Origin of the sequence: uncultured Victivallis sp. (assembly GCF_944391105.1) — a bacterium.
Taxonomy (GTDB): Bacteria; Verrucomicrobiota; Lentisphaeria; order Victivallales; family Victivallaceae; genus Victivallis.
Window position 1 is genome coordinate 63,685 of the sequence record NZ_CALXSK010000007.1, and the last position, 25,400, is coordinate 89,084.

The following is a 25,400-nucleotide window of genomic DNA, read 5'->3' on the forward strand; positions in this document are numbered from 1 at the left end:
TGAGAGACTCACTTCAGGAGCATGCAGTCGCCGTAGCTGTAGAAGCGCATCTTTTCGCGGATCGCGAGCTCGTATGCCGCAAGCACTTTCTCGCGGTCGCAGAAGCACGAAACCAGCATGAGCAGCGTGCTCTTCGGCAGATGGAAGTTCGTCAGCAGCAGATCCACCGCCCGGATCCGATAGGGCGGATAGAGGAAAATCCGAGTATTGCCGTGGGCGGGATGAACGGTTCCATCCGGATCGGCGCAGCTTTCGAGCGTCCGCACGGTTGTGGTTCCGACCGCGAGCACGCGCTTTCCCGCCGCGTGGGTCGCGTTGATGAGCTCCGCCGTCTCCTGTGTCAGAAAATACTCCTCGGAGTGCATCTGATGCTCCTCGGCATTTTCGACCGAAACCGGTTTGAAGGTTCCGGGGCCGACGTGCAGTGTCACAGCCGCTTCCCGCACCCCCTTTGCCGTGAGGTCGGCCAGGATTTCCGGCGTGAAGTGAAGTCCCGCGGTCGGTGCGGCGACCGCTCCGGCTTTTTCGGCGTAGACGGTCTGATAACGTTCCGCGTCGGCGGTTTCGTCGCCGCGCGTGATGTAAGGCGGCAGAGGAATGTGGCCGTAACGCGCCTGGAGCCGGTCCGAATCGGGCGTATTGAATTCGATCTCGAATCCGCCGTCGCCGCTGCGGCCGAGAACGGTGAAGCCGTCGCCGTTTTCGTTGAGCGTTCCGTCGTTTTCGAGCAGTTGAGCGAAGACGCCGGGCAATGCGCGCTTGCCGGGTTTGAGCAGCGCGTTCCAGCGCCGCCGCTCCGGGTCGAGCGCCTGCACGAGCAGCAGCTCGAATTTCGCTCCGGCCGGATCGCCGTTCTTGCGCGCATACATGCGGCCGCGCAGAACGCGCGTATCGTTGTAGATGAGCGCGTCTCCGGGCGAAAGATACTCCCGGATCGCCCCGAACGGATGGATTTCACACGCCCCGGTTACCCGGTCAAGCACGAGCATGCGCGACCCGTCCCGCCGTTCGGCGGGATGCTGGGCGATGAGCTCCGGCGGGAGATCGTAGTCGAAAAGCGAGGTGCTGAGCATGATCGATTCGTCCTACTTTCCGCCGCGCATCTCTTCGCGCGCCTGCCGCAGCCGGGCAAGTTCGTACTCGGAAAGACTGTTGATGCCGTAGCGCGACACTTTGTCGAGCAGCGCGTCGAGTTCCCGCGCTCCGACCGGCCCGCCGGACTGCGCCGCGTTCCCCGCTCTTCCGACGGGCGGCGGCTCCGGAGCGCCGCCGCGGAATTGCGGACGCCATGCCGCCGGTTTCCGCCGGAACGGATCCCAGGAAAGACGGTTGCCGAAGCTCAACTTCATGTAGAGATAACCGCCGATCACACCGCCGAGGTGCGCGAGGTGGGCGATGCCGTCCTTGTTGTTGGCCAGCAGAATCACTTCGAGGATCGTGTAGCAGATGACGAGCGTCCGCGTCTTCATCGGAACCGGCAGCGGAAAGATGTAGAACTGCTGGTTCGGCTCAAGCAGTGCCGCCGCCACCATCACCGCGAACACCGCCCCGGAAGCGCCGAGCAATCCCCCCGCCGAATGCCAGTTTAAAACCAGATAAAGCAGATTCCCGGTGACCGCTCCGATCAGGTAGAGCAACAAAAAGCGCCTGCCGCCGATGTGCGGCGCGACCAGCCCCCCGAACAGATAGAGCCCCCACATGTTGAAGAAAAGATGGAAAAATTCCAGATGCAGAAACCCCGCCGTGACGAGCTGATAAATCCGCCCGCTGCGGATTCCCTGCGGCGTGAGCAGCAACATCTCGGCAAGGCCCGGCAGAATATTTCCCGCCAGAAACAGAACAACGTTGATGGCGATCAACACCATAATCATCCCCATCCCGGAGAGGGCCTGCTCTCCGGGCGAGGAGCCGCGCATATAGCCTCGGTCGTATAAAGCCATGAAAAACGATTCCTTTCGATGTTTCTGTTCAGCGTGTTTCTGCCGCGCCGCTTTCCGCCGGTTTTCCCGGCAGCAGCAGATTCAGCATCTTTTCGGTTGCGAAGATGGCAGCGACGATCTGATCCGGATCGATGCCGGTGGTCGTGACGTGTTTTCCCGGGAGCGCCCAGGTGATCGTGGTTTCGACGAGCGCGTCGGTTTTGCCCCCCGGCGGGATGCGCACTTCGTAGTCGACCAGCTTCGGGAGCGTGAGGTTGAAAGTCTTCATGCACTTCCGCAGCGCCCGCATGAATGCGTCGTAACCGCCGTCGCCCGGGGAAGTCGCCTCGGCTTTCACGCCGTCCATTTCCACCGCGACACGCGCTTTCGGTGTGCCGCCGGAGCGGGTGCTGATTTCATAATCGACGACTTTCAACCGCGATTCCAGCGGGGAACTCAGGACCTCCGCGATGATGAACGGCAGGTCCGACGGGGAGACACTCTTCTTCTTGTCCCCGAGCCGGATCACCTCCTGAAGCACTTTCTGACGCACTTCGGGCGCGAGTTCGAGATTCATCGCCTCGAGGTTTTGGTCGATCGACGCCTTGCCGGAGAGCTTGCCGAGCGCATAGTTGCGCCGCCGCCCGAACCGCTCCGGCAAGAGCAGATTCGCGTAGAGGTTTCCCTTTTTGTCGCCGTCGGCGTGGACGCCGCAAGTCTGCGTGAAGACGTCGGATCCGACCACCGGATAGTTCCACGCGCAACGCTTGCCGGAGATGCTCTGCACGAGTTCCGACGCATGCTGAAGCTCCATCTCGACCACCCGCACCCTGCGGTTGGTCATGTCGTTGATCGCGACCACGAGCTGGGCGAGCGCCTGATTGCCGGTCCGCTCGCCGAGTCCGTTGATCGTGGTGTGGATTCCGTTCACGCCCGCCCGGACCGCCGCGAGGCTGTTCGCCGTCACCATGCCGTAGTCGTTGTGCCCGTGAAAGTCGAGCCGCAGATCGGGAAATGCGCGGTAGAGCCACTCCAGATAGGTCGCCACCTCGGTCGGGTCGAGAATTCCGAGCGTGTCCGGCAGCATGATCCGCTCGACCGGCAGCCCCTGCAGCCGGGTCAGAAATTCGTGGACGTACGCGAAACTGTGGCGCATGCCGTTCGACCAGTCCTCCAGATAGACGTTGACCTTGATCCCCTGCTGTTCCGCATAATGGATCTCGTTGACGACATCCTCAAAGTGTTTGGCGGGCGATTTGCGCAGCTGAACGCGGCAGTGATTTTCAGAGCCTTTCGTCAGCAGATTGATGACTTTCCCGCCGGTTTCACGGATCCAGTCGATCGACCGTCCGCCGTCGACGAATCCGAGGATCTCCATCGATTCGAGGCAGCCGCGGTGCTCCGCCCATTTGAGGATCGTCGAAACCGCGTCCCGTTCGCCGTCGGATACGCGGGCCGAGCCGATTTCGAGCCGGTCCACTTTCAGCCGGTTCATGAACATCTTCGCGAGTTCGAGCTTCTCCGCAGGGGTGAACGCCACTCCCGGCGTCTGTTCGCCGTCGCGCAGCGTGGTATCCATGATTTCCACGTAATTGTCGGATCTATGTCTGGATTTCATCTGATTTCAACCTTGATTTTTCCTGTTTCCATGTACAAAAAGACCATGCCGTGCGATTCCAATCCGGGGTGCGGCATGGTCTTTCTTCCACTTTCTGCGGTTTTGCAACCTGTCTATCCGGCAGCTCCCGAACGCATTTTACGGGTCATCCCGGCGCACGCACCGGCATGACCCCGACTAATGCCGATCGGAATCAGCATGATCCGGTTTTTCGGTACCGGTCTGGCAAAACGCATCGGAACTCCCCCGCAAATAAAAAAATACGACAATGGAAATAAATTTCTTTACAATATACTATGTTTCCCGGAAAAATCAACCTTTCCCCGCCGGAATTCTTGCCGGCAGAAAGCGAAAAATCTTTTTGAAAAACTTTCTCTTGAAAAAAAACGGCCCGAATGTATCTTAAGCATCTGAAACCAGGGGAGCCGATTATGCTTGAACATCTTTACCGTAAGCCACCGGTTTTGCGGATCAGGTACCGGGAATCCGACGATGGAAACTGGGTTTGCCTGAGCGGGAAAAGCTGGAATTCCGAATGGGTGGAATGGTTCTGGCTCCCGGAATTCAACCCCGATTACGATTCCATCTCCACGCCGGCGAAAAATTACAGAAATGGAGCGATATTCTGTTTGATCGGTGCCGCACTGCCGTTTCTGACCGCCGTATTCTCGGGGGAAAGCTGGCGGGAAATCTGTTCAAACGCGCTGTTCTATCTGGTTTTCGCCGCAATTATGGTGATTGCATCGTCCGTCCTGTGGATTCTCCGGAGATTCAAACGCGAGAAGGCGGTGGTCTTCTCCAGCAGCCTGAATAACCGGAAGCTCTTCATCTGGTTTCCGTATGGAACCGATGTCGCCGCCGAACCGTTCGTCCGGGAATTGCAACGGAAGATCGCCGGTAAATTCTGCTTTTACCGGCCGGACCTGAATGGATACGGGCAGGTCGAAAAGCTGCGCCGGGAGTTCGATTCCCTGAAAGCTGACGGCATCCTCACCGGGGAAAAATATGATAAAATCTGCCGAAAGCTGTTCGGCGGAAACGGATTGCAGCGAAATATAGGTTTTGAATAGTATGACCGATTCCGCCAACTTCACCCGTTTCGGGAAAATGCGCTTGTGGCTGCGGAAAGGAAGTCTGCTCGTGGAGGACCGTTCCGGCGGACAGCAGGTCAACTATACCATCCCTCTGCGCAGACAGCTCCCGGTTCTGAGTTGTTACCACTATACCGCGAATTTCTGGCGGTTTCTCCGGTATGGAGGAACCGCGAGCATGCTCCAGCTACTGACGGCCGCCGGATTCGCCTCCAGCGGCGCGACTGCCGGAATTCTGACGGGATTCGCGTTTGCCGCGCTCGTTCTGATGCTCCTCACGTATACCTCCTCGTCAGAAACGGGGGCCAGCCGGGGGAAACGGATGGGGGTCTGGTATCTGATCGAATACGAGAACGGCAACCGTTTCGGAATTCCGGTTCCACGCCGAAAAACGGCCGAACAAACAGCGTTCCTGGCCGAATTGGAGACCGCCCTGAAGCGTTACTCTTCTTTCGAAATGCAGATGCACTGCATAACCTGCGGGTGGGATCCGCAGGCATTCGAAATCCTTGAACAGCTGCGAATCGAGAATATCCTCTCGCCGGAAGAGTTCGCGGAGTTGAAGCAGGAACGCATCCGGAACATATTTCGCGACCCTCCGCCCGCTCAGGAGAATACGGCGGGGCGGATGTAGACCAGGTCCGCGAGCTTGTTGTCGAACGGCTTGTACTGCGCGAGCGCAAGCGCCTCGGGCTTGACCGAATCGAACGCTTCGATTTTCGCCGCGACTTCCGGCGCAAGCAGTTTCTCAAGCGCGGGCCGCTCCGCCTCGAGCGCGATCAGGTGATCGGCCGGGTAAGAGGCGAAAAACTCCGCCGCCTGTTCCGCGTTCAGCACCTTTTCCAGCCCGGTCGGAACCGGTTCCCCGTTGCGGATCTCCATCTCAAACAAAATCAGCTCGCGATTCCGCCCGTCGAAGAGCGCGCCGATGCGGCTCCCTTCCGCCGGAGCGGCGAGATTCGCCGCGAGCGCCACCGCAGTCGGCACACATCTCGTCTCGATTCCCGTTTTGCCGAAGGTCCAGCCGTTCACGAGCGCCGCCGCAAGCCGCATGCCGGTGAAACTCCCCGGCCCGGAGCCGACGCTCCACTTCGCGACCGAATTGAGCCCGATCCCCGCCTTGTCCAGTTCCGAGGCGGCCCAGGCCGCAAGCTGCGCCGAATCGCGCCCCCGCATCGGCCGCGTGGCCGACAAAAGTATTTTCGTCCCGTCCAGCAGCGCAAAACCGGCCTCCCGTCCCGAGAGGTCGAGCGCCGCCGCAAAATTGCCGTTCATAACGATCTGCCCTCTTTCAGAATCTGGTCGCAGAGCTCCTCGGAGCTCAGCCGTCTCCGGACATAGACGACCTTTCCGCCGGAGACCACCACCTCCGCAGGCATCGCCCGGAGATTGTAGACCCCGCCCATCGAATAACAGTACGCTCCGGCGTTCCGGATCGCGAGAATGTCATATTCCCGGATCTCCGGCAGTTCACGCTGCTCGGCGAACCGGTCGCCCGTCTCGCAGATGTTGCCGCAAACGTCGTAGACCTGCGGCTTCCCGTCCGGATTGCTGAGATTCCACACCTCGTGGTACGCATCGTAAAGCACCGGCCGGATCAGCTGCGGGAAGCCCGAGTCGCATCCCGCAATCAGGCGGCTGCGGTTGCGCTTGAGCGTATTGACTTCGGTCAGCAGATATCCCGCCTCGGCGAAGATGTATTTGCCCGGCTCGAACAGCATGTCGAGCTTGCGGCCGTAACGTTGCGTGAACGCTTCGAACCGGCGCGTGATCTCCGCACCCATCGCGACGTAATCGATCCGTGCCTCGCCCGGTTTGTACGGAACCTTGAAGCCGCCGCCGAAGTCGAGGAACTGGAGATCCGGGAAGTTCTCCGGCGTCGCGATCGCCATCAGATTCTCCATCGACTGGTAGACCGATTCCGCCCGCTGCAGGCCGCTGCCCGTGTGTTCGTGCAGGCCGATGACCTTCAGATTTCCCTCGCGGACGAGGCTCTTGACCTCCTCCACCGATTCGAGCAGGATTCCGAATTTGGTCAGGTCGCCGCCCGTCATCGTTTTGGCGTTGTCCCCGTCACAGACGTCCGGATTGAAACGCAGACACAATGAGATGCCGGGGTGCGTCTTCGCGATCTTCCGCAACCGCGACAGCGAACCGATGTTCATCACCACGCCGGTCGCGAGAACCTGTTCAAACTCCTCGTCGGTCATGTTGTTGGCCGTGTAGATGATCCGCTCTTTCGGGAAACCGAGTTTCAGAGCCATGATCACTTCGCCGGGACTGACCGTATCGAGCCCCGCTCCCGCATCGCGCAGCAGCGCGAGCAGCCCGGGATTGTAATTCGCCTTCATTGCGCAGCAGATCTTCAGCCCCGGATACGGAATGAAACCGAAAAGATCCCGATACCGCGCAACAACCATGTCGCCATCGTAGACGAACAGCGGCGTATCGTACTCTTTCGCAAGTGCGAGAAGAAGCTCCCGATTCAACATTTCAACGTTGCTCCTTCCGTTCGGTTCAGTAGGTGGAAATGACCGCGATGAGCTCAAGCGGCTCTTCGCTGATGCAACGGATCGCGTGGCCGTCTCCGTTGCCGGTGAGGATCGTATCGCCCGGGCCGAGTTCGACGACTTCGCCATTGTCGTCCGCCTCGGCGCGGCCGCGGATCACCACGAAAATCTCCTCCTCCGCATCGTGCGGATGGAAACCGATCGAGCAGCCCGGATTCAGCGTCAGGCGCGAAAACATCCGGTTCTTCGACCGCATTTCGGTTTTCGGCGCCCAGAACTCCTCGAGCTTGACGGTCCCCTTGCCCCCGCGCATCTCCTCGCGGAACTCGACTTTGTACTCTCCGTTTCGGCGGATCATTTTTCACTCCTGTCAAATTACGATTTCAATGCACCGAAGATATTGCCGTACCGCTGTTCGTTCAGCGCTTCGATGTAGGCGGAGATCTTGGTTTCGGTGCTGCACGGGTCGATGGTCGGATCGACGCAGTCACCGTCGAGCACGAGCAGCGGAATCTCCGCCTTGTTCAGCTCCTCGCGCAGATGTTTCACAAACGAGCTGTCCGCCATCGAACAGCGGCCGAAACCGTGATTGTAGAGGATGCAGCCGTTGAAGTGAGCTTTCGGCGCCTGTTCGACGATGGTCTTTACGCGCTGCGACGGCTCCATGAATCCAGTGGTCAGAATCTTTTTTGCAAGCGACCGGTACGGATCGGACGCGTCCAGCGGTTCCCAGCCGATGTAGTTCACCTCTTCAAAGACGATCGGCGCGCGCCGGTTGAGTTCAATGTAATCGAGCAGCGACGTGTCGTAGAACGGCGGCAGATGCAGCCAGAGCAGCCGGTGCGTATCCTCAAGTTTCACAGAGTCGCCGATCTCTTCGCGGATCTGCGTAAGCTCCTCAAAGAGTTTCTTCTGGATGTCGACGAGTTCCGGCCGTCCCCAGAGCTGGCTGAAGATCGAAGCGAAGTAGATCGCCTGCGCGCCGCGGATCAACGGCGGGCTGTTGAAACGCAGCTCATTCGCCAGCAGAGAATAATGGCGGGCCTCATTCGAAAGTTCGCACGCTTCGGCGAGCCGCTTCGGGTCGAGCTTCAGGTTCATCGCCTTCTCCATGAGGTTCACGGCGCGGTCGATCTCCTCGGCGAGATGTTCGACCGCGAGCGTGTCGTCCGCACCTGCCGCCGGCGTCTGCAGCGAGAAGAAGCGGTCCGAAAGGCCGTAATTGCGTCCGAGGTCACGGAAGATCCGCTCCCCCTGCTGGCACGGCTGCGAGGTCGAAACCCCGAACGCCGGACGCGGCAGCTGGGACCCTTCCAGCACACGCAGGAACGAGCAGGTTTCCCCCGAAAAACCCTTGCATGCCGCATGGTCGAATGCGCGCTTGACCTTGTGGCGGCTGCGGGCGAAGAGCGCCGCATAGGTTTCGAGCGTCAGCGATCGCACGCCGAGCGCATTCAAGATCTCGGTCGGGAAAAAGAGGTTGCGCCAGACGAGCGGCTCCTTGCCGTGACCGAGGAAATCCTTGCGGGTCGCTTTCGCGCGCAGATTGATCGATTCAAGATGGCGCTCCGGCGGAGGAAGTCCCCGCGTCACGTCGAGCTTGCCGCGCAGCGTGTGGAACTGCCGCGCGAGGCAGGCCGAGCCGAGCGCGCCCATCACTCCGTGGAGCTCCGGCGTGATGATGTTGTTGCCGGTGATCTCCTTGAGATAGTGCGCCACGGCCCGGTTGTAGGCGACGCCGCCCTGAAAGACGATGTCCCCCTTGTAGTTGAGGAAGAGCTCCCCGACGCCGGACATGATCGTGCGGGCCTGCGCCCGGCACGCTCCGCCGATGATGTCGCCCATCGGAAAGCGGTTCTTGAATTTGTTGATGCTGGTCGCCGAAAGCACCGCGCAGACACTTGAAAATTCAAGGTCGCTGCCGTAGTTCGCACGGTCGGCCATCTCCTCGACCGGAACGTTGAGCTTGATTGCGACGCTGTCGAGGAACGCTCCGGTTCCGGCGGCGCAGATCCCGCTCATTTTGTAGTTCCACATGTGCATCTTGTCGTTGTAGACCATCGCCTTGCTGTCCTGGCCGCCGACGTCGAGAATCGCCTTGCAGTCGGGATAGTAGTGACGTGCGCCCGCGACGTGGGCGGTCACCTCACTGACCTGGAAGTCGTAAGGCAGAAAGTCGTGCGTATCTTCGACGATCTGGCTGCCGGTCACGACCGTGCAGGTGATCTCTCCGAGCCCCTTGACCCCGGCGTCCAGGAGAAATTTGTCGACGGTCTGCCGCAGCTGGCCGAAGTTGCAGGCTCCGCATTTTGCACACACGCCGGAGCAGCGCACGCGCCCGGTGTCGACCGGACGCGTCCTGCGGTAAAGAGCCTGACGCACCTGTCCCTTCTCGTTCAGAAGGACAGCCTTGAATGTCGTCGAACCGATGTCGATTCCAAGATAGAGATTTCCCATAAAATTAAAATTCCGCCATTTGAATCACGGGGTGGCGCTCCCCGGGTTTGAGTCTCATAATCACTTTGCTAATGATTACTATACACCACATTTGCAATTTTTTCCAACTTGATCCCGGAATAAACTGGAAAATCCATGGAATGGCGCTATGTTAAATAATTCATGTTTCGAATCGCGGGAGAAATGATCGGAATTTCGGACACACGGATATGGAATTGGAAAACCGATGAAGAAGAGCTTTGAGGAAAGATTACAGGAGATCTCCGGTCCGGCGGAGCTCAAGGCGGCCAAAGGATTGCTGAAAAACGGCCGCCTCACGGGAGCCTGGCGTGATCGCGAAGGCAGACTCTGCGGCCATTTTCATTTGAACGAGGGCGGAGTTGACTGCCGGGTGCGGACCGGAGACACTCCCGCCGCCGTCTGCAGCTGCGGCTCCCCCGCCGGCGGAAAGCTTTGTGAACATGCCGTGGCGCTCATCCTCTACGCCGGGAGATTCAACCCGGCCGCGAGAAAACGCGGCGAAGAGGAGGCCCCCTCCTATTACGGCGGCCTTCGTTGCGAGAGTCTTCCGAAGCTTGTCGAACGGGCCCGCAAACCGCAGGCCGAGCTCTCCATCGATGCCGCCTCCGCGTTTCCGCATGTTCCGAGCAAGTGGGAGAACGCCGCGCTCGCGGTGAAGTTGAAGGGCGCCGGCCGCGAATACATCGGCAATCTGAACAATCTGCGTCAGCTCTATTTCGATAAATCGCTGACCGTCACATTGAAATTGGAATATTTTTCGCTGCACGAACAGCAGATCATCCGTTTTCTCGCGATCAACGGCGAAGCGGAGAACTCCCAGATCCTGCTCAATTCCGAGATGACGGCCGAGTTTTTTCACAGTCTCGTGAATTTTCCGCGCTTCACCCGCGACGGGCGCAAGCTGCATGTGCGCGGTGAATTCGCCGAAGCGGTTCTGCTCGTTTCCGGACACGGGTCGAAGAGCTCCATGTCTCCCGGAATCCGGGTCAACGGCGCGGCACTTCCAACTGCCGGCGCGAAGGTCATCACCGGCCGTTCCGGATGCTGGATCGGACGCGAGGGGGAGTATTTCTTCGTTCCCGGAGTCTGCGAGATCAGCTGGCTGCGCAACTTCTTCCGCTCCGGGGTTCAGCAGCCGCCGGCGGGGATGAGCGTCGAGGAGTTTCTCGCGGAGTTTCCGCTGCCGGTGATCCGGGTCGACGACTTCGAACTTGCCACACGTGCTCCGGGCATTCTGCTGGACGGGGAACTTTCCGCGCCGGGGGAATTCACGCTTTCGCTCCGTTACCTCTACGACGCTCCGGACGGCGGAAAACAGTGCGTCCTCCCGGAATCGGGACGGCTTGTTCAGGAGAACGATCACTTCTGGCGGCGGGACGAAAACGGCGAACTCGCGTTCGAAAACGATCTTGCAATGTTCGGGTTCGTCCCGTCGGAGGGGAATTTTCTCATCTCCGGCGCGGACCGGATCGGCATCTTTCTCGACCGGGCGCTGCCGGAGTTTCTCGCAACCCACGAAGGGCTGGCGCTCTCCGCCCGTCTCGCGGGACAGTTGCGCGGCACTGCCGGACTGCCGGAACTCGAATTCTCCTGCCGCATGTCTGCGAAACTGGCAGACGGCTGGGCGATCGAGTATACGCTCTCCGGCGCAGGTGTCCCCGCCGACTGGAAAAACTGTCTCGAAGCGGCGAAGTCCGGCACCGGATTTCTTGCGCTCCCCGGCGCGGGGATGGTCAAGCTCTCTCCGGCGCTGCAGCGCTTCTTCCTCGCGGCAGGCGGCGCGATCCGCAAACTCGATCCGATCGGGCGGACATTCGAGGTCGCATCGTTCGCGGCGGAGTATTTTACGTTTCTTGTGCGTGACATTCCCGGCGCCGTGGTGCCGGAACTCGCGGGCGGCGGCATCGACGACGCCTCAACGGGGTACGATCTCACTCCGGACTTCCGCTTTGAGGGGACGCTGCGCAAATACCAGGAGGAGGGCGTCCGGTTTCTCCAGTACATGACCGACCGGAATTACAACGTCATCCTCGCGGACGAGATGGGGCTCGGCAAAACCGTGCAGCTGCTCGCGCTGCTCGCGTCGCGCAAGAAGCGCGGCATGGCTCCGGCGCTCATCGTCTGCCCCGCTTCGCTGATCGACAACTGGGCGCGTGAAGCGGCCCGCTTCATTCCGGAGTTCAAGGTCGCTTCCCCGCACGACGGAGCCGAACGCGATTCGCTCTGGAAATCGCTGCCGGAGTACGATCTGGTGATCCTCTCCTATGCGGCCGCGCGGCTTTCCGGCGCGAAACTCAGGCATTACAGTTTCAGCTTCGTCGTGCTCGACGAGGCGCAGCACATCAAAAATCCGGGCTCGTCAAACGCGAAGAACTGCAAGAGCATCGACGGCGCCCATCGCATTGTGCTGACCGGTACGCCGCTCGAAAATTCTCCGGAAGATCTCTGGAGCATCTTCGATTTCCTCCAGCCGGGCATGCTTGGCTCTCTCACGGCGTTTCGCCGTTATTATGCGGGGATCAAGGATGATCCACAGCTGCAGCGCGATCTCGCGGCCCGTATCGCCCCCATCGTCAAGCGGCGCACGAAGGCGATGGTCACGCCGGATCTGCCGCCGAAACTCGAACGGACCATCTACTGCGAAATGGAACCCGACCAGCGGGAGCTTTACAACGCCGTGCTTGAAGAGGGGCGTCGGACGCTCCGTTCCTTCAAAAAGGACGACACGCGCGGCAATGCGGCGATCTTCAGCACGCTGCTGCGGCTGCGGCAGATCTGCTGCCACCCCGCGCTGCTTCCCGGCGGCGAGGGAAACGGAGTCTCTTCCGCAAAGATGGAGCTGCTGCTCGAACTGCTGCACGAACACTTCGACAGCAATCACAAGGTTCTGCTCTTCAGTCAGTTCACGAGTTTGCTCGCGCTTGCGATTCCCGAGCTGGAGAAGAGCGGCATCCCGTTCGAGTACCTCGACGGCGGTACCCGCAACCGGCAGCAGCACGTCGACCACTTCAACAACGACCCCGCGATTCCGCTCTTTCTCCTGAGCTTGAAGGCGGGTGGAACCGGGTTGAATCTGACCAGTGCCGATACGGTCATCATCTACGATCCGTGGTGGAATCCCGCTGTCGAACTTCAGGCCGCCGACCGGACCCACCGCATCGGTCAGACCCGCCCGGTGAGCAGTCTCAAACTCGTGGTGCGCGATTCGATCGAAGAGAAGATCCTCGAACTGCAGAGCCGCAAGCAGGAGATCTTCGATTCCGTCGTCGATTCGCCGGAGGCCGCTGCCGGTACTCTCTCGATCGAGGAACTCCGCTTCCTGCTCGACGCCTGAGGCGGCTTATTCGGTTACGACACGCAGATCGCCGTCCGCGAGCTGGGCGGTAAGATGGATTCCGGACGGGACGTTCCGGGCGCTCGTGACCGGTTTTCCCGCGCTGTCGTCGAAGAGGATCGCATAGCCGCGTTCAAGCTGCCGCCGCGGATCGAGCGCCGTGAGCGTGCTCTCAAGCCGTTCAAGTCGGGAACGCAGCTGCGTGTGGAGCCGTTCGGCAGCTGTTCCGAGCCGCGTGTCGAGTTCGTCGAGCTGCTGGCGGCGCATCTGCACAAGATGCACGGGTTCGCGGAAGACGAAACTTCCGGCCGCGCGCTCCAGCCGCGCCTTCGCCTGATTCAGCGCCGAATCGAGCGCGTACCGCATATCTTTTTCACTGCGTTCGAGTTCGCGCACCATCTCCTCGCGGCGGCCGATGACGAGCTCCGCCGCCGCCGACGGAGTCGGCACGCGCAGATCGGCCGCAAAATCGCAGATCGAGAAGTCGATCTCATGACCGACCGCGCTCACGACCGGAATGCGGCTTGCGGCGACCGCCCGTGCGAGGAGCTCCTCATTGAAGGGCCAGAGATCCTCCATGCTGCCGCCGCCGCGCGTGACCACGATCACGTCCGCGCCGCCGGTCCGGTTGAAGAACTCCACGCCGCGTGCAACCTGCGCGGCGGCTCCCGCCCCCTGCACCGCGCATGGATAGATCCGGATGTTCACATTTGGAAACCGACGGTTGATGATCTGCAGGAAATCGCGGATCGCCGCCCCGGTCGGGCTGGTCACGACCCCGATCCGCTCCGGCAGTTTCGGGATCGGCCGCTTGCGCTGCGGGTCGAAGAGCCCCTCGGCGGCAAGTTTGCGCTTGAGCTCCTCGAACCGTCTCTGGAGTTCGCCGATTCCGGCGCGGCGCAGCTGCCGGATGCCGAACTGATATTCGCCGCGCACCTCGTAGACCGAGAGGTTGCCGAACGCCTCGATCAACGTGCCGTTCATGATGCCGAGCCGGGAACAGGTTGCCGCTCCGTTGAAGTAGACCGCCTTGATCTGGCTCTTCGCGTCCTTCATCGTGAAGTAGGCGTGGCCGGACCGGTGCAGCGTAAGCGACCCGACCTCCCCGGCCATCCAGAACGGGAGCAGCGCTCCCTCGACGATCTCGCGAACCGCGCGGTTCACGTCCGACACACTCCAGATCTGCTGCTGATTCTCCATGGCCGCCTCCTCACCCGAATGCCCGCACGAGTCCGTACAGCAACAGCTCCGTCATCACAGCGCCGATTTTCCAGAGAATGCCGAAGGAGAAGAAGACCAGGAAGAACAGAATGAAGAAGATTCCGTTCATGAGCTCGGAACTCAGTTCCCCGATGCGCGGCACGAAACTGCGCAGAATCGTCCAGCCGTCCAGCCCCGGAATCGGCAGGAGATTCAGCAGAAAGAGGACGATATTGAGCAGACTTGCGAGCTGGAGCATCTCCACCGGATATTCTTTGTCGGAGAAGATCGCGGTGAGAAAGCAGAGTACTCCGAACACAAGGTAGAGCGCGAAGTTCGTCGCAGGTCCCGCAAATGCCACGAGCGCGTCGCTGTGACGGCGGCGCATCAGGTACGGGCGCACCGGAACCGCTCCCCAGGCGATTCCCGCCACCGCGAGCATGATGAGCGAAAACAGCCCCATCTGCTTGAGCGGATTCAATGTGAGATGTCCCGCGTCCGCCGCCGTCGAATCCCCCTGCTTCAACGCGACGTATGCGTGCATGAACTCGTGACAGCAGATCGAAAAGATCACAAACACCAGCCACGTGAAGAAAAATTGCGGATCACGAAACAGATAATTGATAAAGAGATTCATTCCTCCTCCATTCCCAGGTTGACCGGCCAGAACTGAAACGCCGGTGTCTCATACGGATGCGTCGCCCGCAGCGCGGCGAGAACGGCGTCGAGACAGTCGGCCGCGACCACCATTTCGAGCTTGTTCTCCGGCACGCGCTCGATCTCGCCTTCGCGCCCGAGGAACGGCGCGCTGCCGGGCAGCGGCCGGAACTGGCCGACGCCCGGGCACTCCCAGATGCAGGAGTCGTAATTCCCGATCCTCCCGGCGCCCGCCGCCGCAAGAGCCGCTTTCACCTTTCCGGCGTAATCGACCGGAACATACAGTTCAAGTTTGAAATATTCCATCGTAAAAAAGAATATAACCGCTCCGGCCCGTTAAATCAATCGAAAGAACCGTTTTTCCGCTTGCTTTCCGGCAAAAGCGGACTATGTTACCTCTCCTGCATCCATTTGCGGAGAGTCTGATATGGAACTGTTCGGAATACGAAAAGCATTCAACCGCCGGAATTTCATCGGCCGCGGCGGCTATCTCGAAATCTGCCGGATCGCTTATCCGCTGATTTTCATGACGGCGAGCAACAGCATCATGCAGTTTGTCGACCGCTGGTTCCTGGCGCGCAATTCGACGCTCGACGTGGCGGCGGCGATTCCGGGAGGAATCCTCTATTTCACACTCTTCTGCTTCTTCATGGTGACCTGCAACTTCACCTCCGCGATGGTTGCGCAGTATCACGGTGCGAACGACCGGACCAATCTGCTGCGCGCGGTCTGGGCGGGGCAGACGGTTTCGATCGTGGCGGGATTGTTCATCACATTCGTGATACCGGTGATCGGTCTGACGATCCTCCGCAACACCGACCACGACCCGGAGATCGTCGGCCGGGAGATCGACTACTTCACCTCACTGCTGCCGAGCGGGGTTTTCGTCTGCATCGCGGCGCCGTTCTATGCGTTTTTCTCCGGGCAGGGGCGGACGCTGCCGGTCGCTCTCATCAACATCGGCGGCTGTCTGCTGAACGTGCCTTTGAACTGGATGTTCATCTTCGGCCACTGCGGACTTCCGCCGCTCGGGATCTATGGTGCGGGACTTGCTTCGAGCATCTGTGCGGCGGCGAGTGCGGCGGCGGTCATCGTCTACTTCTTCTGCCAGAATCAGCGGAAAATTCCGACCCGGAAGCGGTGGGAGTTCCATCCGGATCTCGTGCTCAAACTCTTCCGGTTCGGTATTCCGGCCGGATTTCAGACGCTCGTCGACACGGGGGCCTTCACGCTTTTGACCTTTCTCGTCGGCACGCTCGGACCGGTTGCACTCGCGGCCAGCGGGATCGCACTCTCGATCAACAACCTCTTCTTCCTGCCGCTGACGGGGCTTGCCGATTCAACCGCGATCGTGACCGGGCAGTACATCGGGCGCAAACGGCAGGGCATCGCGGAAAAAGCGGTCTACCGCGCGTGGCGGATCGCGGCGCTTTACGCGCTCTTCGGGCTGGCGGTCTACCTCTGTTTCCCGGAAGCGCTCGCCTCCTTCTTTGCGCCGGGAGGGGATTCGGCCGTTGATTTCGCCGAGGTTACGAAAATCTGCACGGGCGTGCTGACCGCGGCAGCGATGTTCAACGCCTGTGACAGCATCAAATTCATCTTCATGGGGGGATTGCGCGGCGCGGGGGATACGCTCGCGATTTTCCTGCTGAACAGCCTCACGGCGTGGGGAATTCTCGTGCCGGGCATGTTCATCCTGACCCGGGTGTATCCGGTATCGATCTATGTCGTGTGGGGATTCGTCGCGGTCTGCGGGCTGATTGACGCGATGGTCTTTCTCTGGCGGTTCAGCTCCGGAAAGTGGCGGAAGATCAGGATGATCGAACGTGCCTGAACTTCCGCGCCCCACGGTTCCGGAATTTACTTCATCCCGAACATCTTCTGCTTGAGGTCGAGATAGTAGAGATAGTCGTCCGGGGAAACGTTCGGCGGGCAGCGGTGGTCGCAGAACGGAATAAAGCCGCCGCGTTCGACGTAGGGAACGAGCGTCTCGAGGTAGCGCCGGATCGCCTCGCGTCCCGCGCCGAGCTGGATCTTGTCCACGCCGCCCATGATCCGCAGTGCGCCCGGGTAGCGGTCGAGCAGTTCGCCCGGATGCGAACAACCCATCACCTCGAACGGGAAGAGGCAGTTGATTCCTCCCTCGAGGAAATAGGGCAGCAGCGGCCGCACGTCGCCGTCGCAGTCGGTGTACCAGAGGTCGATTCCGTAAGCGTCGAGCTTGCGCCGGATCCGCTTGTAGCGCGGCATGACCACGTCGCGGAAGAAGTCGACCGAGACGATCGGCCCGTTCTTGAAGCAGATGTCCTCCCAGCCCGAGGCGAAATCGAAGTCGAAATGCGGCAGCACCCGGTCGAGAAAATCCTCCACGAGCACGCAGCAGGTCTCAACCATGTCCTCGACCATATCGGGGTAGTCGTAGACCGCGTAGGCGAGTCCCTCGAACGTCAGCATGTCGCGGATGCGGCCGATCATCGAACCGCACCAGACGCCGAGCGGATAGTCGCGGTCGGCGGGGTGGGCCGCCTTGAGCGCCTCGATGTCCGGAATGCGCGCCGGATCGTCGCGCCGGAACCGTTCCTCCTTGCACCGCTTCCAGTCGTCCGGGGTCACGATGCTTGATTTGAGAAAATGCGGAATCGTATCGTGCCCGTCTGCGGGAACCTCCGCGAGCAGCCCGTCATGATTGATGATGATGTTCATCCCGTCGCGTCGTTCGATCACCTTCTCCTCGAAAGGCGGGGACATCCAGGTGTTGGCGTCGATCGTGGCGATCCGGTCGAAGCTGAAGAAGAGATCCGCCTCCTCGTTGTTGTGAATGCCGTTCTCCACGAAGAGCGGCCAGAGCGTGAAATTTTCGTTCCAGTAACCGAATTCCATGTTGAAACTCCGGTCGACGCTCTGAAAATTCATCTGGCGGCGGAAACGTTCCCGGCCGGTCATCGTTCCCGGCCAGGGCGGCAGCAGCGGCTTGATCGCCATTTTTTACTTCCCTTTCGACTTGAAATGATTTGCGATATGTATTATTATACTAAAAAACAGTGTCGGCGGCAATGGTTGAAAGTGTTATTCATATCTACGATCGTAATACTCAGGCGGACGATGCTCTCCGGATCCGCTTTGTGAATTACCGCTCGCTGGGGGGAATCGGCAACCCGGTCTGGGGGCCGCGTCGGCTTTCCGAGTACGAATTGATTTTGTCGCTGCGCGGGGAGTTCGAGTTCATGAACTGCAAAACGGGTGAACGGGTGCGGCAGCGTCCGGGGGAAATTTTGTCGATCCGTCCCGGCGAAGAGCACGTCTACCGGCTTGACGGCGATCCCGCGGGGGCGTTTTTCAGCTGCATTCACATCGATCCCGGCAGAGGGGCGGAAGTTCCGCCGCGCCTGACTGCCTTCTCTCCGGATCTGGCGATGCCGGAACTGTTTCGCCGTGCCGATCGGCTGTTTCATCACCCCGGGAGGCGAACGGAGGAGCTGCTTTCGGCTCTCGGGCGGGTGATCTGGCTCTACTTGTTTGAGCAGCCGAGTCATGACCGCGGCAATGAGCGGTTCGAGTCGATGCTCGATTTTCTTGAACGCCACCTTACGGAACATCCGACGCGGCTCGATCTCGCCCGTGAATTCCACTTGACGCCACAGAGAATCAATGCGCTCTTCAAGGAGGAACTCGGCATTTCTCCCGGTGAATACGTTCACCGGGAGCTGGCCGAACGCGGTTATGCGCTGCTCCATGACGAACAGCTCAGTGTCAAGGAGACGGCTGACCGGCTCGGTTTTTCGAGTGCATTTTATTTCTCGCGCGTATTTCGAAAGGTGTTCGGGATGCCGCCGTCGGCAATTTAGACCGTTATCTTGGCCGTATAACGGAAAAGTGACGGCAAAAGCCGTCACTTCTCCTCAGATTTGCTTGTTTTCAGATGACGGAATTTTCCGTCACTTCCCGTTGCGAACGAGTTCATATCCCCAGATGGTGCTGTCTCCGGAGAAATTGTCGGCGACGAACGAGAGCTTGCCGCCGCGGTTCTGGAACGGGATTTCCATGAGCCGTTTTCCGGAGAGTCCGAGCGCGTGGAGTTTCCAGTCTGTCCCCGGCAGGGCAAGCGAGATTTCCGCCGTGCCGTGCCGCAGCAGCCCGGGGGAATTTGCCGGACGCTCCAGGTAGAGCTTGCGGTCGGCCGAAGCAAAACGGGCCCCTTCCGAGAGCACATCAGTCAGCTGAAGCACAAGCAGCCGGTTCGATTGCGTCAGCGGTGCGTTGTCCAGTGAGATCACCGCAAAGACCCCGAATCCCTTGCTCGCAACCACCTCCAGAATTTTGCCCGCCCCCTTCGCCCCTTCCGGGAGCACGAACGCCTCCGAACGCGGCGTCACGGCCGAGAAGGTGTTCTGCCGGAAGTCCGCTTTCAGTTCTCCGGTTGCGGAGGAGACCGACTCCGCTTTCCCGTCCGGAAGTTCCGGATAGCGCAGCGCCTCCTCCGGCTGCGAGCCGATTCCGGCGACGAGCGCGAGCTCATTGAGCTGCCGCGGGTATCCGGCGATGTATTCCGCCGTCTCCGCCGGGACGCCGATCGGATATTTGATCTCCGCCGGAGTCACGTCGCCGCGGGTGAACAGTGCCATGCCGATCCGCTCGGAGAGCAGTCGGACCGGGTCGTTCACCACATCGAAGATATCGATCGTCGTGCTCCGGAACATGCTGTCTGCGCTGTTCGAATAGTCGAAGCGGAAGAGTCCGCTCCAGTTCTGCAGCGCCGCATAGGCGCCGGTCAGCACCGCGCCCTCCGCCCGGCAGGCGTTCGGATAGCAGTAGTCGAACTCCGTGACCGTGTAAGGTTTCCCGAGCACACGCGCCGGGGCGAGCGCCGCCGGCACCGAAAGCCGTCCCGTGAGCGCACTCAGGTTCGAGAGTCGCACCGGGAACTGCCATTCGACCTCCGGAAAAACCGGGTGATCCCAATACTGATGATTGTCGACGTAATCGTACTTCGAGCGCATCCCGACCAGGCTCGGAGACATGATGTAGTTCTGGTCGGTCAGCGGCGCAGTGACGCCGAGTTCGCCGAAAAAGCGCTTCATCCCCTCGAAATAGTTCGAATAGACGTCACGCAGGAAGCGGTGATAAAGCGCTTTCCGGTTCGCGTCCGTCACAATTTCGCTGTTCCGGACCGCCCACTGCGCGAAAGCGTTGTCGTACTCTTTGCGCATTTCGGGGGTCGCGTTCAGAATGTTGTGGAAGATCGAGTTCTCGTTGATGATGCTGATCCCGAGACAGGCGGGATCGGCACCGAGCGTCGTGCCCGTGTAGGGGTTCGGCGTCGCGAGCAGCATCCGGCAGAACTCCCGCAGGTTGTTGTTGACCTCCGGCAGCAGCATGGCCGCGAGCTTGTAGTCGTTCATCGAATAAGGCTGGACGACCCGCCCGATGTAGCAGTCGAGCGTCAGGTACAAACCGCGCTTTCTGAGTTCCGACCAGAGGTAGAAGAACCCGTCGAGATTCTCTTTCGTCATCGCCTCGTCGAAGTGATGGAAGCGCACCGCGTTGTAACCGATCCGGCTCAGCCGTTCCGCGAGGATTTCCGCCTCCTCATGCGTGACGAAGTTCGCGCCCATGCAGATGTTCACGCCGTAGAACCGGATCGGTACTCCGGGGCGGTTTTCGAGTTCGAAGTGGTCTCCGACCGTCACGACCCGTCCATATTTTCCGGCGGGAGCATCGAGCAGGAACGAGAAGTCGAGCGCCGAACCCGGCTCGATTTCACGTTGACTCTCGAACATTCGCCAGTCGCCGCCGCGAACGGCGCACCATTCGAGCGGAGCTTCGACGGCGGCCCGCTTCGTCGACCCGGACATGCCCGCAACCATCCAGACCGAGTTTCCATTGGATTCCAGACGGATCGAACGGATCGGCTTATCCGGGACCGGGAATGCCGAGAGGAAGAGCCCGACAGGATTTCCTTCGCGGGAAAAACCGCGCCACGCCACAGCACCGTTCGCGCAGGAGGAGGGATTCCACCAGTCGCCCACGTCGCGTCCACCCGAGACCGGAATCACATGCGTCGTTCCGTTCAGGAATTCGAGCGTGATCGATCCGATTTCGCCGTTCCGCGCCCAGGCGAGGGCGTGCAGCAGAAAAAGCGTGCGAAACCGTTTCCCGGCACCGGGAACGACCGCCTTGCGCGGGAAATATTCGCGTCCGCCGCCACCGAGGGCGATGCAGGATTTCCCGCCGTTTTTCGCGGGGTCGAGAATCTCGAACCGGGCGGGAGAGGCCTCGAGAGTTTCGGGTTTCAGGCTGCTCAAGTCGTTGTCGGGGCCCTGGTCGGTCCAGCCGCCTTTGCGGTCGTCGGCCTTTTCGTCCGAAAATCCCATGTTCGCGGCGCGGCGCAGGTTGAGCGGAGTCGACGGGTACGGAACATAGCGCATCCGGAACTTCAGGTTCGCTTTGGCGATCTCCCCCTCCGTGGGCGAGAAAAGCAGCCGCAGGGCGTAATCCTCAAGCTGGAACATCCGGAAGTCGAGCAGATGCACGGAAATCGGCGACGGGAAGCTGAATTTCAGAATGCCTGCCGAGAGCGGCACATCGAGCGTTTTGACCTTGTCGTAACCCGCCAGCAGCGGGGAGTCCGCCGCCTTCTCCGGGTAGAGAAATTCGGTTTCGTCGTTGACGATGACCGGCTTCCCGAAAAAACGGTAGGCCGGAATCGTCATCTGCAGCGAGAGCGAGGCGGTCGGCGCAGCCGGATCGGAGTGAAACCGGTATTCATACGACTCTCCGCTGCGGATCAGCTGGAGCCGGTTGCCCCCTTCTTCCCCCGGATAGACCGAGGCCTTCCAGCCCGCCGTATAACGGATCACCTTGAAGAGCGCATGTTCCACCCGGAACGCATCGCCCGGCAGAAACTCAATCTCGCCGCCCGCGCAGAACAGCCCGCAGGCAGCGGCACAGAAGAGCAACAGTTTTTTCATCAGATGTCATCCGCAGTAAGTTCGCCGGGGAGTCCCCAGAAGGCCGGGCTTTCCCAGCGATTGCCGGGTAGGCCGTTGCGTTTGCGGTTCCCCGCGTGGCCGTCGGCGTAGACGACGTTGAACGAGACGCTGCTGTGGCGGAATGGACGACATTCAAGTTCCGTACCTTTCCACAGGCCCAGGAGTTCCCAGGTGTCGGGCGCGGTCATCGGAGCCCAGGCGGTGAGGTGGTCGATGTCGAACACCATCGCCCGTTCAGAGAGTTTCATCAACTTGTCGGGACGGCGGGAGACTTTCACCACCATCGAATCGTCCCACATGCCGTTGTCGCTGGCGTACAGGCGGTTGATCCCGTAGTGGCGCGACAACCGTCCCGCGTCGTAATCTGTGCCCGGATCGTACTCGGAGGAGGGACACGCGAAAATTCCGTATGGACGCTTCCGGTCGGCGTCATAATGCCCCCAGTCCCGGAGCTCCGAGCCGCTGCGGTGATAGAGCATCAGCAGATCCTGCCACTTGGCGCCGGTCCAGCCGTTTTTCCAGTAGCACATGACGAAACCGCGGTTGTCGTCGATATACATCTGCATGTAGCTGCCGATCTGCTTGACGTTGTTGAGGCAGCTCGTGTCGCGTGCGCGGCCGCGCGCCTGATTCAGTGCCGGCAGCAGCATCGAGGCGAGAATCGCAATGATCGCAATCACCACGAGGAGCTCGATCAATGTAAAAAGATGTTTACTGCATTTCGTTGCGGCTGTTCCTGTACGGGAACCGTTGGTTTTTTTCTGTTCATGGAATTTTCTCCTTGATGAGGGTTGTTGTTAAATGGCCTGTCTCTTGAAATCAACGATGCAGTCTCCCGGATTCCAGCTTTTCCGCTGCGGGAGCGGTGGAGTTGCGGAGAATCAGTTTTCCGGGGAGCATTCGGATTTTCTCTCGTTTCTCATCCGGGTTTTCCAGGTGTCGGAGCAGAAGGTTTCCCGCCTCAATCCCCATTTCGCGGGAGGGAATCTCCACGCATGTGGCAGGGGGAGTTGCATAACGGGCCAGCGGCGGATTGTTGAATGTGACCAGGCTCACATCCGCGGGAACCCGCAGATTCCGGGCGTAGAGGTGGTGGCAGACCTCCATGTACAGTTCGAAGGAGTAGGTGACGAAAGCGGTGAATCCGCGGGCAATCCCCTCTTCGACCGCCTCTTCCGTCGTCGCCGTGCAGTCTTTCGCACTCTCGAGCACCGGCAGCCCGTTCGTGAGACAGAAGTCGAAATATGTCGCGGTTCGCCGGATCACGCTGTAATGCTGCTCGGAAAAACTGATCGGAATCAGCTCCGGATCGCGATAGGGGTTCAGATAACCGATCTTCCGGTGGCCGAGCTCGTAAAGGTGCTTCAATGCGCACTCCATGTTGCCCGTATCGTCCGCCTGCACCGCGCTGCCGCGGGGACCGGCGACGCCGTTCAAAACCACATAGGGCAGCCTGCTCTCGTCGAGTTCCCGGATGAGTTCGCTTTTGCGCACGTCCAGCGCGACCGCTCCGGCGACTTTCCACTGCGGCAGACCGTAAGTTGCGCGCTGTTCGAGCGGCCGGACCAGGTAGTGAACGCTGTACCCTTTTTCAAACAAACTGTTGTTCAGCGCGTCCACGCCGCTGCTGATGTCGGTTTCCAGCGTGGTTTCCAGATAATCCGGCAGGAAGATCGCAATCTGCTGATTCTCCTTTTTGCGCATCGCCTGATACATCGGATTCGGCCGGTAATTGCGTTCCGCAACCCGGTCGAGAATCCGTTTGCGCAATTCCGGCTTCACGGTGAAGTTCTTGTGGCAGCCGTTCAGCACGCGACTGACGGTCGACGTCGATACGCCCAGTTCGGCTGCGATCTCTTTTAAAGTCATGATGAAATTCCTGTCAATCGTATATGTCAATTGCGCAGTTTAGAAAACCGTTTTCTATTTTTATTATGACTCATTTCCCGCTAAATGTCAAGAGGTAATCAAGAAAAAAATAAAAAAAATGCAGTTGAATTGATTTTTACGCAAACAGTTTTCTATCGTTGCGTAAAAAAAGAGGGGGGCTGGAAAAATTCATGCGCAAGATGGTTTGGAAATCATTCCGCAGGTGCGATCAGATTCCGGACCGCTTCGAAAATCGCCGCGGGTTCGGCCATGCGCCCGACCCCGCCTTCGCCGCAGGCGACGCGGCCGGACTCGGGGCCGGCAAACCGGACGCCGCGCGAACGGAGCAGCTCGACGTTCGCCTGACAGGCCGGATGCGCCCACATTTTCGGATTCATTGCCGGAGCCAGCAGCACCGGACCGTCGAAGGTCGCGGCGAAAGTGGTCAAAGCGTCATCCGCAATGCCGTTCGCATATTTGGCGAGGAAGTTTGCCGTTGCGGGCGCCACGACGAAAATTGCCGCTTCATCCGCCAGAGCGACGTGTTCCGGACGCCACTCGGGCACTTCCCAGAGCGAGGTAACCACCGGACGCTGAGAAAGCGTGCGGAAGGTCAACGGCCCGACGAAACGGGTCGCGTTTTCCGTCATCAACACCTGGAGTTCAAAGCCGTTCCGGCGGAGCATGCTCGACAGTTCCGCCGCCTTGTAGGCTGCGATTCCGCCGGTCACGCCGAGTGCGACTAGATTCGGATTACGCATCGAACAGCCCCTCCGGGAGTGCGGCCGTGCGCAGCGCGAAGCTGCGGAAGAGCCCGATCATTTCGGCCGCGGCGGTTTCCAGATCGCCGTTGATGACCAGATAGTCGTAACTTCTCCAGAAGGAGAGTTCCCGGCGCGCGTTTTCGAGCCGGAGCGTGATCTGCTCCTCGGAGTCGGTCGCTCTTCCGCGCAACCGTTTTTCAAGCGTTCCGATCGAGGGAGGGCCGATGAAGACGAATACCGTGTTTCGCTTGAGTTCAGGGTCGGTCTCCGCCGCGCGACGGATCTGCATAGCCCCCTGCACGTCGATGTCGAGGATGACGGAGTTGCCGCCGCGAATCCGGCCGAGCACTTCGCTTTTGAGCGTGCCGTAGCGGTTTGCGAAGACCTGCGCGTATTCCACGAACTCCCCGTGTTCGACGCGCCGGGCGAACTCCTCGTGCGAGAGAAAATAGTAGTGGACGCCGTCCTGCTCGCCGATCCGCGGCGGACGCGTCGTGCAGGAGATGGAGAACTGCAGCTCCGGCATCGCTTCGCGAACCTTGCCCACCAGTGTCGATTTGCCGACGCCGGAGGGGCCGGAAAGCACAATGATTGTTCCAGTTCTGTCGTTCATCACAAATTTTCCTCCCGCTCCTTCTCTCTCTTCGCTCCGGCGCACTCCGCTTCCCATCCCGGAAAGTTCCATTTTCGCGGAAACGTTCCGCACTGGCCCGGCTTGACCGGATGGATTCGGCACCGGCTCACTCCTGCTTCCTCCTCCAGAAAGACGCAGCTTCCGTCCGGTTTTTCGATCAGCGTGAGTCCCTGCCGGTCCGGCATCAGCGCCGTATATCGCTCGATGAACGCCGGGACTTCCAGCCCGAGAAACGCGGCGATGGCGTCAATTTCCGAGTCGCTTACCTTCACGCACCCGGGCCAGCGGCAGCAGTTTCCGCAGCGGATACATTCGAAGTGTTTCATATTCTGCTGAA

21 protein-coding genes and 1 pseudogene are annotated in these 25,400 nt (G+C 60.1%); 5 read left to right on the plus strand and 17 right to left on the minus strand.

Annotated features, from left to right (window positions below; all coding sequences use genetic code 11):
* Positions 1-8: 8 nt before the first annotated feature.
* The 3 genes from queA to Q0K10_RS04155 are packed head-to-tail and all read right to left on the minus strand — an operon-like array spanning position 9 to position 3,537.
* Entirely contained in the window at positions 9-1,073 is a 1,065-nt protein-coding gene (queA, locus tag Q0K10_RS04145) for a tRNA preQ1(34) S-adenosylmethionine ribosyltransferase-isomerase QueA (protein ID WP_294503560.1), read from the minus strand.
* Between the two features lie 12 nt (positions 1,074-1,085).
* Positions 1,086-1,940 (minus strand): rhomboid family intramembrane serine protease, encoded by an 855-nt coding sequence (locus Q0K10_RS04150; protein WP_294503563.1) that lies wholly within the window; start codon positions 1,938-1,940, stop codon positions 1,086-1,088.
* A gap of 28 nt (positions 1,941-1,968) precedes the next feature.
* Positions 1,969-3,537, minus strand: a complete 1,569-nt coding sequence (locus Q0K10_RS04155) for an alpha-isopropylmalate synthase regulatory domain-containing protein (RefSeq protein ID WP_294503566.1) — start codon at positions 3,535-3,537, stop codon at positions 1,969-1,971.
* Between the two features lie 431 nt (positions 3,538-3,968).
* Here Q0K10_RS04155 and Q0K10_RS04160 point away from each other — a divergent pair, with 431 nt between their 5' ends.
* A complete protein-coding gene (locus Q0K10_RS04160) occupies positions 3,969-4,607 on the plus strand; it encodes a hypothetical protein (protein ID WP_294503569.1) in 639 nt (212 codons plus the stop codon).
* A gap of 1 nt (position 4,608) precedes the next feature.
* Positions 4,609-5,262, plus strand: a complete 654-nt coding sequence (locus tag Q0K10_RS04165) for a hypothetical protein (RefSeq protein ID WP_294503571.1) — start codon at positions 4,609-4,611, stop codon at positions 5,260-5,262.
* Here Q0K10_RS04165 and tsaB read toward each other — a convergent pair.
* Genes tsaB through Q0K10_RS04185 form a run of 4 tightly spaced genes read right to left on the minus strand, consistent with a single transcriptional unit; the run spans position 5,235 to position 9,595 of the window.
* Complete coding sequence (gene tsaB / locus Q0K10_RS04170; protein WP_294503573.1) at positions 5,235-5,903, minus strand: tRNA (adenosine(37)-N6)-threonylcarbamoyltransferase complex dimerization subunit type 1 TsaB; 669 nt, start codon at positions 5,901-5,903, stop codon at positions 5,235-5,237. The two genes, Q0K10_RS04165 and tsaB, sit on opposite strands and share 28 nt — an antisense overlap.
* Positions 5,900-7,120: a diaminopimelate decarboxylase gene (gene lysA, locus Q0K10_RS04175; protein WP_294503575.1), complete on the minus strand. Its 1,221-nt coding sequence runs from the start codon at positions 7,118-7,120 to the stop codon at positions 5,900-5,902. The genes tsaB and lysA overlap by 4 nt, the downstream gene beginning before the upstream one ends.
* Before the next feature lie 25 nt (positions 7,121-7,145).
* A complete protein-coding gene (locus Q0K10_RS04180; RefSeq protein ID WP_294503577.1) occupies positions 7,146-7,496 on the minus strand; it encodes a cupin domain-containing protein in 351 nt (116 codons plus the stop codon).
* Between the two features lie 17 nt (positions 7,497-7,513).
* A complete protein-coding gene (locus Q0K10_RS04185) occupies positions 7,514-9,595 on the minus strand; it encodes a 2-hydroxyacyl-CoA dehydratase (RefSeq protein WP_294503581.1) in 2,082 nt (693 codons plus the stop codon).
* Between the two features lie 226 nt (positions 9,596-9,821).
* On the opposite strand from Q0K10_RS04185, the gene Q0K10_RS04190 reads away from it, so the two are divergent.
* Positions 9,822-12,950 carry a DEAD/DEAH box helicase gene (locus Q0K10_RS04190; RefSeq protein WP_294503584.1) on the plus strand — a complete coding sequence of 1,043 codons (3,129 nt, stop codon included), beginning with the start codon at positions 9,822-9,824 and terminating at the stop codon, positions 12,948-12,950.
* A gap of 6 nt (positions 12,951-12,956) precedes the next feature.
* Here Q0K10_RS04190 and xseA read toward each other — a convergent pair whose 3' ends face one another.
* From xseA to cutA, 3 genes are read right to left on the minus strand one after another with little or no spacing between them, the layout of a single operon-like run.
* On the minus strand, positions 12,957-14,150 hold the full coding sequence (gene xseA, locus Q0K10_RS04195) for an exodeoxyribonuclease VII large subunit (RefSeq protein WP_294503587.1): 1,194 nt from the start codon (positions 14,148-14,150) through the stop codon (positions 12,957-12,959).
* A gap of 10 nt (positions 14,151-14,160) precedes the next feature.
* A complete protein-coding gene (locus Q0K10_RS04200; RefSeq protein ID WP_294503590.1) occupies positions 14,161-14,787 on the minus strand; it encodes a site-2 protease family protein in 627 nt (208 codons plus the stop codon).
* On the minus strand, positions 14,784-15,113 hold the full coding sequence (cutA, locus tag Q0K10_RS04205) for a divalent cation tolerance protein CutA (protein WP_294503593.1): 330 nt from the start codon (positions 15,111-15,113) through the stop codon (positions 14,784-14,786). The genes Q0K10_RS04200 and cutA overlap by 4 nt, the downstream gene beginning before the upstream one ends.
* Before the next feature lie 121 nt (positions 15,114-15,234).
* Between cutA and Q0K10_RS04210 the strand changes: the two genes are divergently transcribed.
* On the plus strand, positions 15,235-16,641 hold the full coding sequence (locus tag Q0K10_RS04210) for an MATE family efflux transporter (protein ID WP_294503595.1): 1,407 nt from the start codon (positions 15,235-15,237) through the stop codon (positions 16,639-16,641).
* A gap of 26 nt (positions 16,642-16,667) precedes the next feature.
* Here Q0K10_RS04210 and Q0K10_RS04215 read toward each other — a convergent pair whose 3' ends face one another.
* Entirely contained in the window at positions 16,668-17,789 is a 1,122-nt protein-coding gene (locus Q0K10_RS04215; protein ID WP_294503597.1) for a uroporphyrinogen decarboxylase family protein, read from the minus strand.
* A gap of 71 nt (positions 17,790-17,860) precedes the next feature.
* Here Q0K10_RS04215 and Q0K10_RS04220 point away from each other — a divergent pair, with 71 nt between their 5' ends.
* A complete protein-coding gene (locus Q0K10_RS04220; RefSeq protein ID WP_294503599.1) occupies positions 17,861-18,652 on the plus strand; it encodes an AraC family transcriptional regulator in 792 nt (263 codons plus the stop codon).
* 90 nt (positions 18,653-18,742) lie between these two features.
* Here Q0K10_RS04220 and Q0K10_RS04225 read toward each other — a convergent pair whose 3' ends face one another.
* The 6 genes and pseudogenes from Q0K10_RS04225 to Q0K10_RS04250 all read right to left on the minus strand — a co-directional run bounded on the left by Q0K10_RS04225 (position 18,743) and on the right by Q0K10_RS04250 (position 25,389).
* On the minus strand, positions 18,743-21,775 hold the full coding sequence (locus Q0K10_RS04225; RefSeq protein WP_294503602.1) for a hypothetical protein: 3,033 nt from the start codon (positions 21,773-21,775) through the stop codon (positions 18,743-18,745).
* Positions 21,775-22,497: pseudogene (locus Q0K10_RS04230) on the minus strand (prepilin-type N-terminal cleavage/methylation domain-containing protein); the annotation flags it as partial. The gene Q0K10_RS04225 and the pseudogene Q0K10_RS04230, both read right to left, overlap by 1 nt.
* Before the next feature lie 118 nt (positions 22,498-22,615).
* Positions 22,616-23,665: a LacI family DNA-binding transcriptional regulator gene (locus Q0K10_RS04235; protein WP_294503608.1), complete on the minus strand. Its 1,050-nt coding sequence runs from the start codon at positions 23,663-23,665 to the stop codon at positions 22,616-22,618.
* Between the two features lie 212 nt (positions 23,666-23,877).
* On the minus strand, positions 23,878-24,426 hold the full coding sequence (locus Q0K10_RS04240) for a flavoprotein (protein ID WP_294503611.1): 549 nt from the start codon (positions 24,424-24,426) through the stop codon (positions 23,878-23,880).
* Positions 24,419-25,042 (minus strand): guanylate kinase, encoded by a 624-nt coding sequence (gene gmk / locus Q0K10_RS04245; protein ID WP_294503613.1) that lies wholly within the window; start codon positions 25,040-25,042, stop codon positions 24,419-24,421. The genes Q0K10_RS04240 and gmk overlap by 8 nt, the downstream gene beginning before the upstream one ends.
* Complete coding sequence (locus Q0K10_RS04250; protein ID WP_294503615.1) at positions 25,042-25,389, minus strand: YkgJ family cysteine cluster protein; 348 nt, start codon at positions 25,387-25,389, stop codon at positions 25,042-25,044. The genes gmk and Q0K10_RS04250 overlap by 1 nt, the downstream gene beginning before the upstream one ends.
* Between the last annotated feature and the right edge of the window lie 11 nt (positions 25,390-25,400).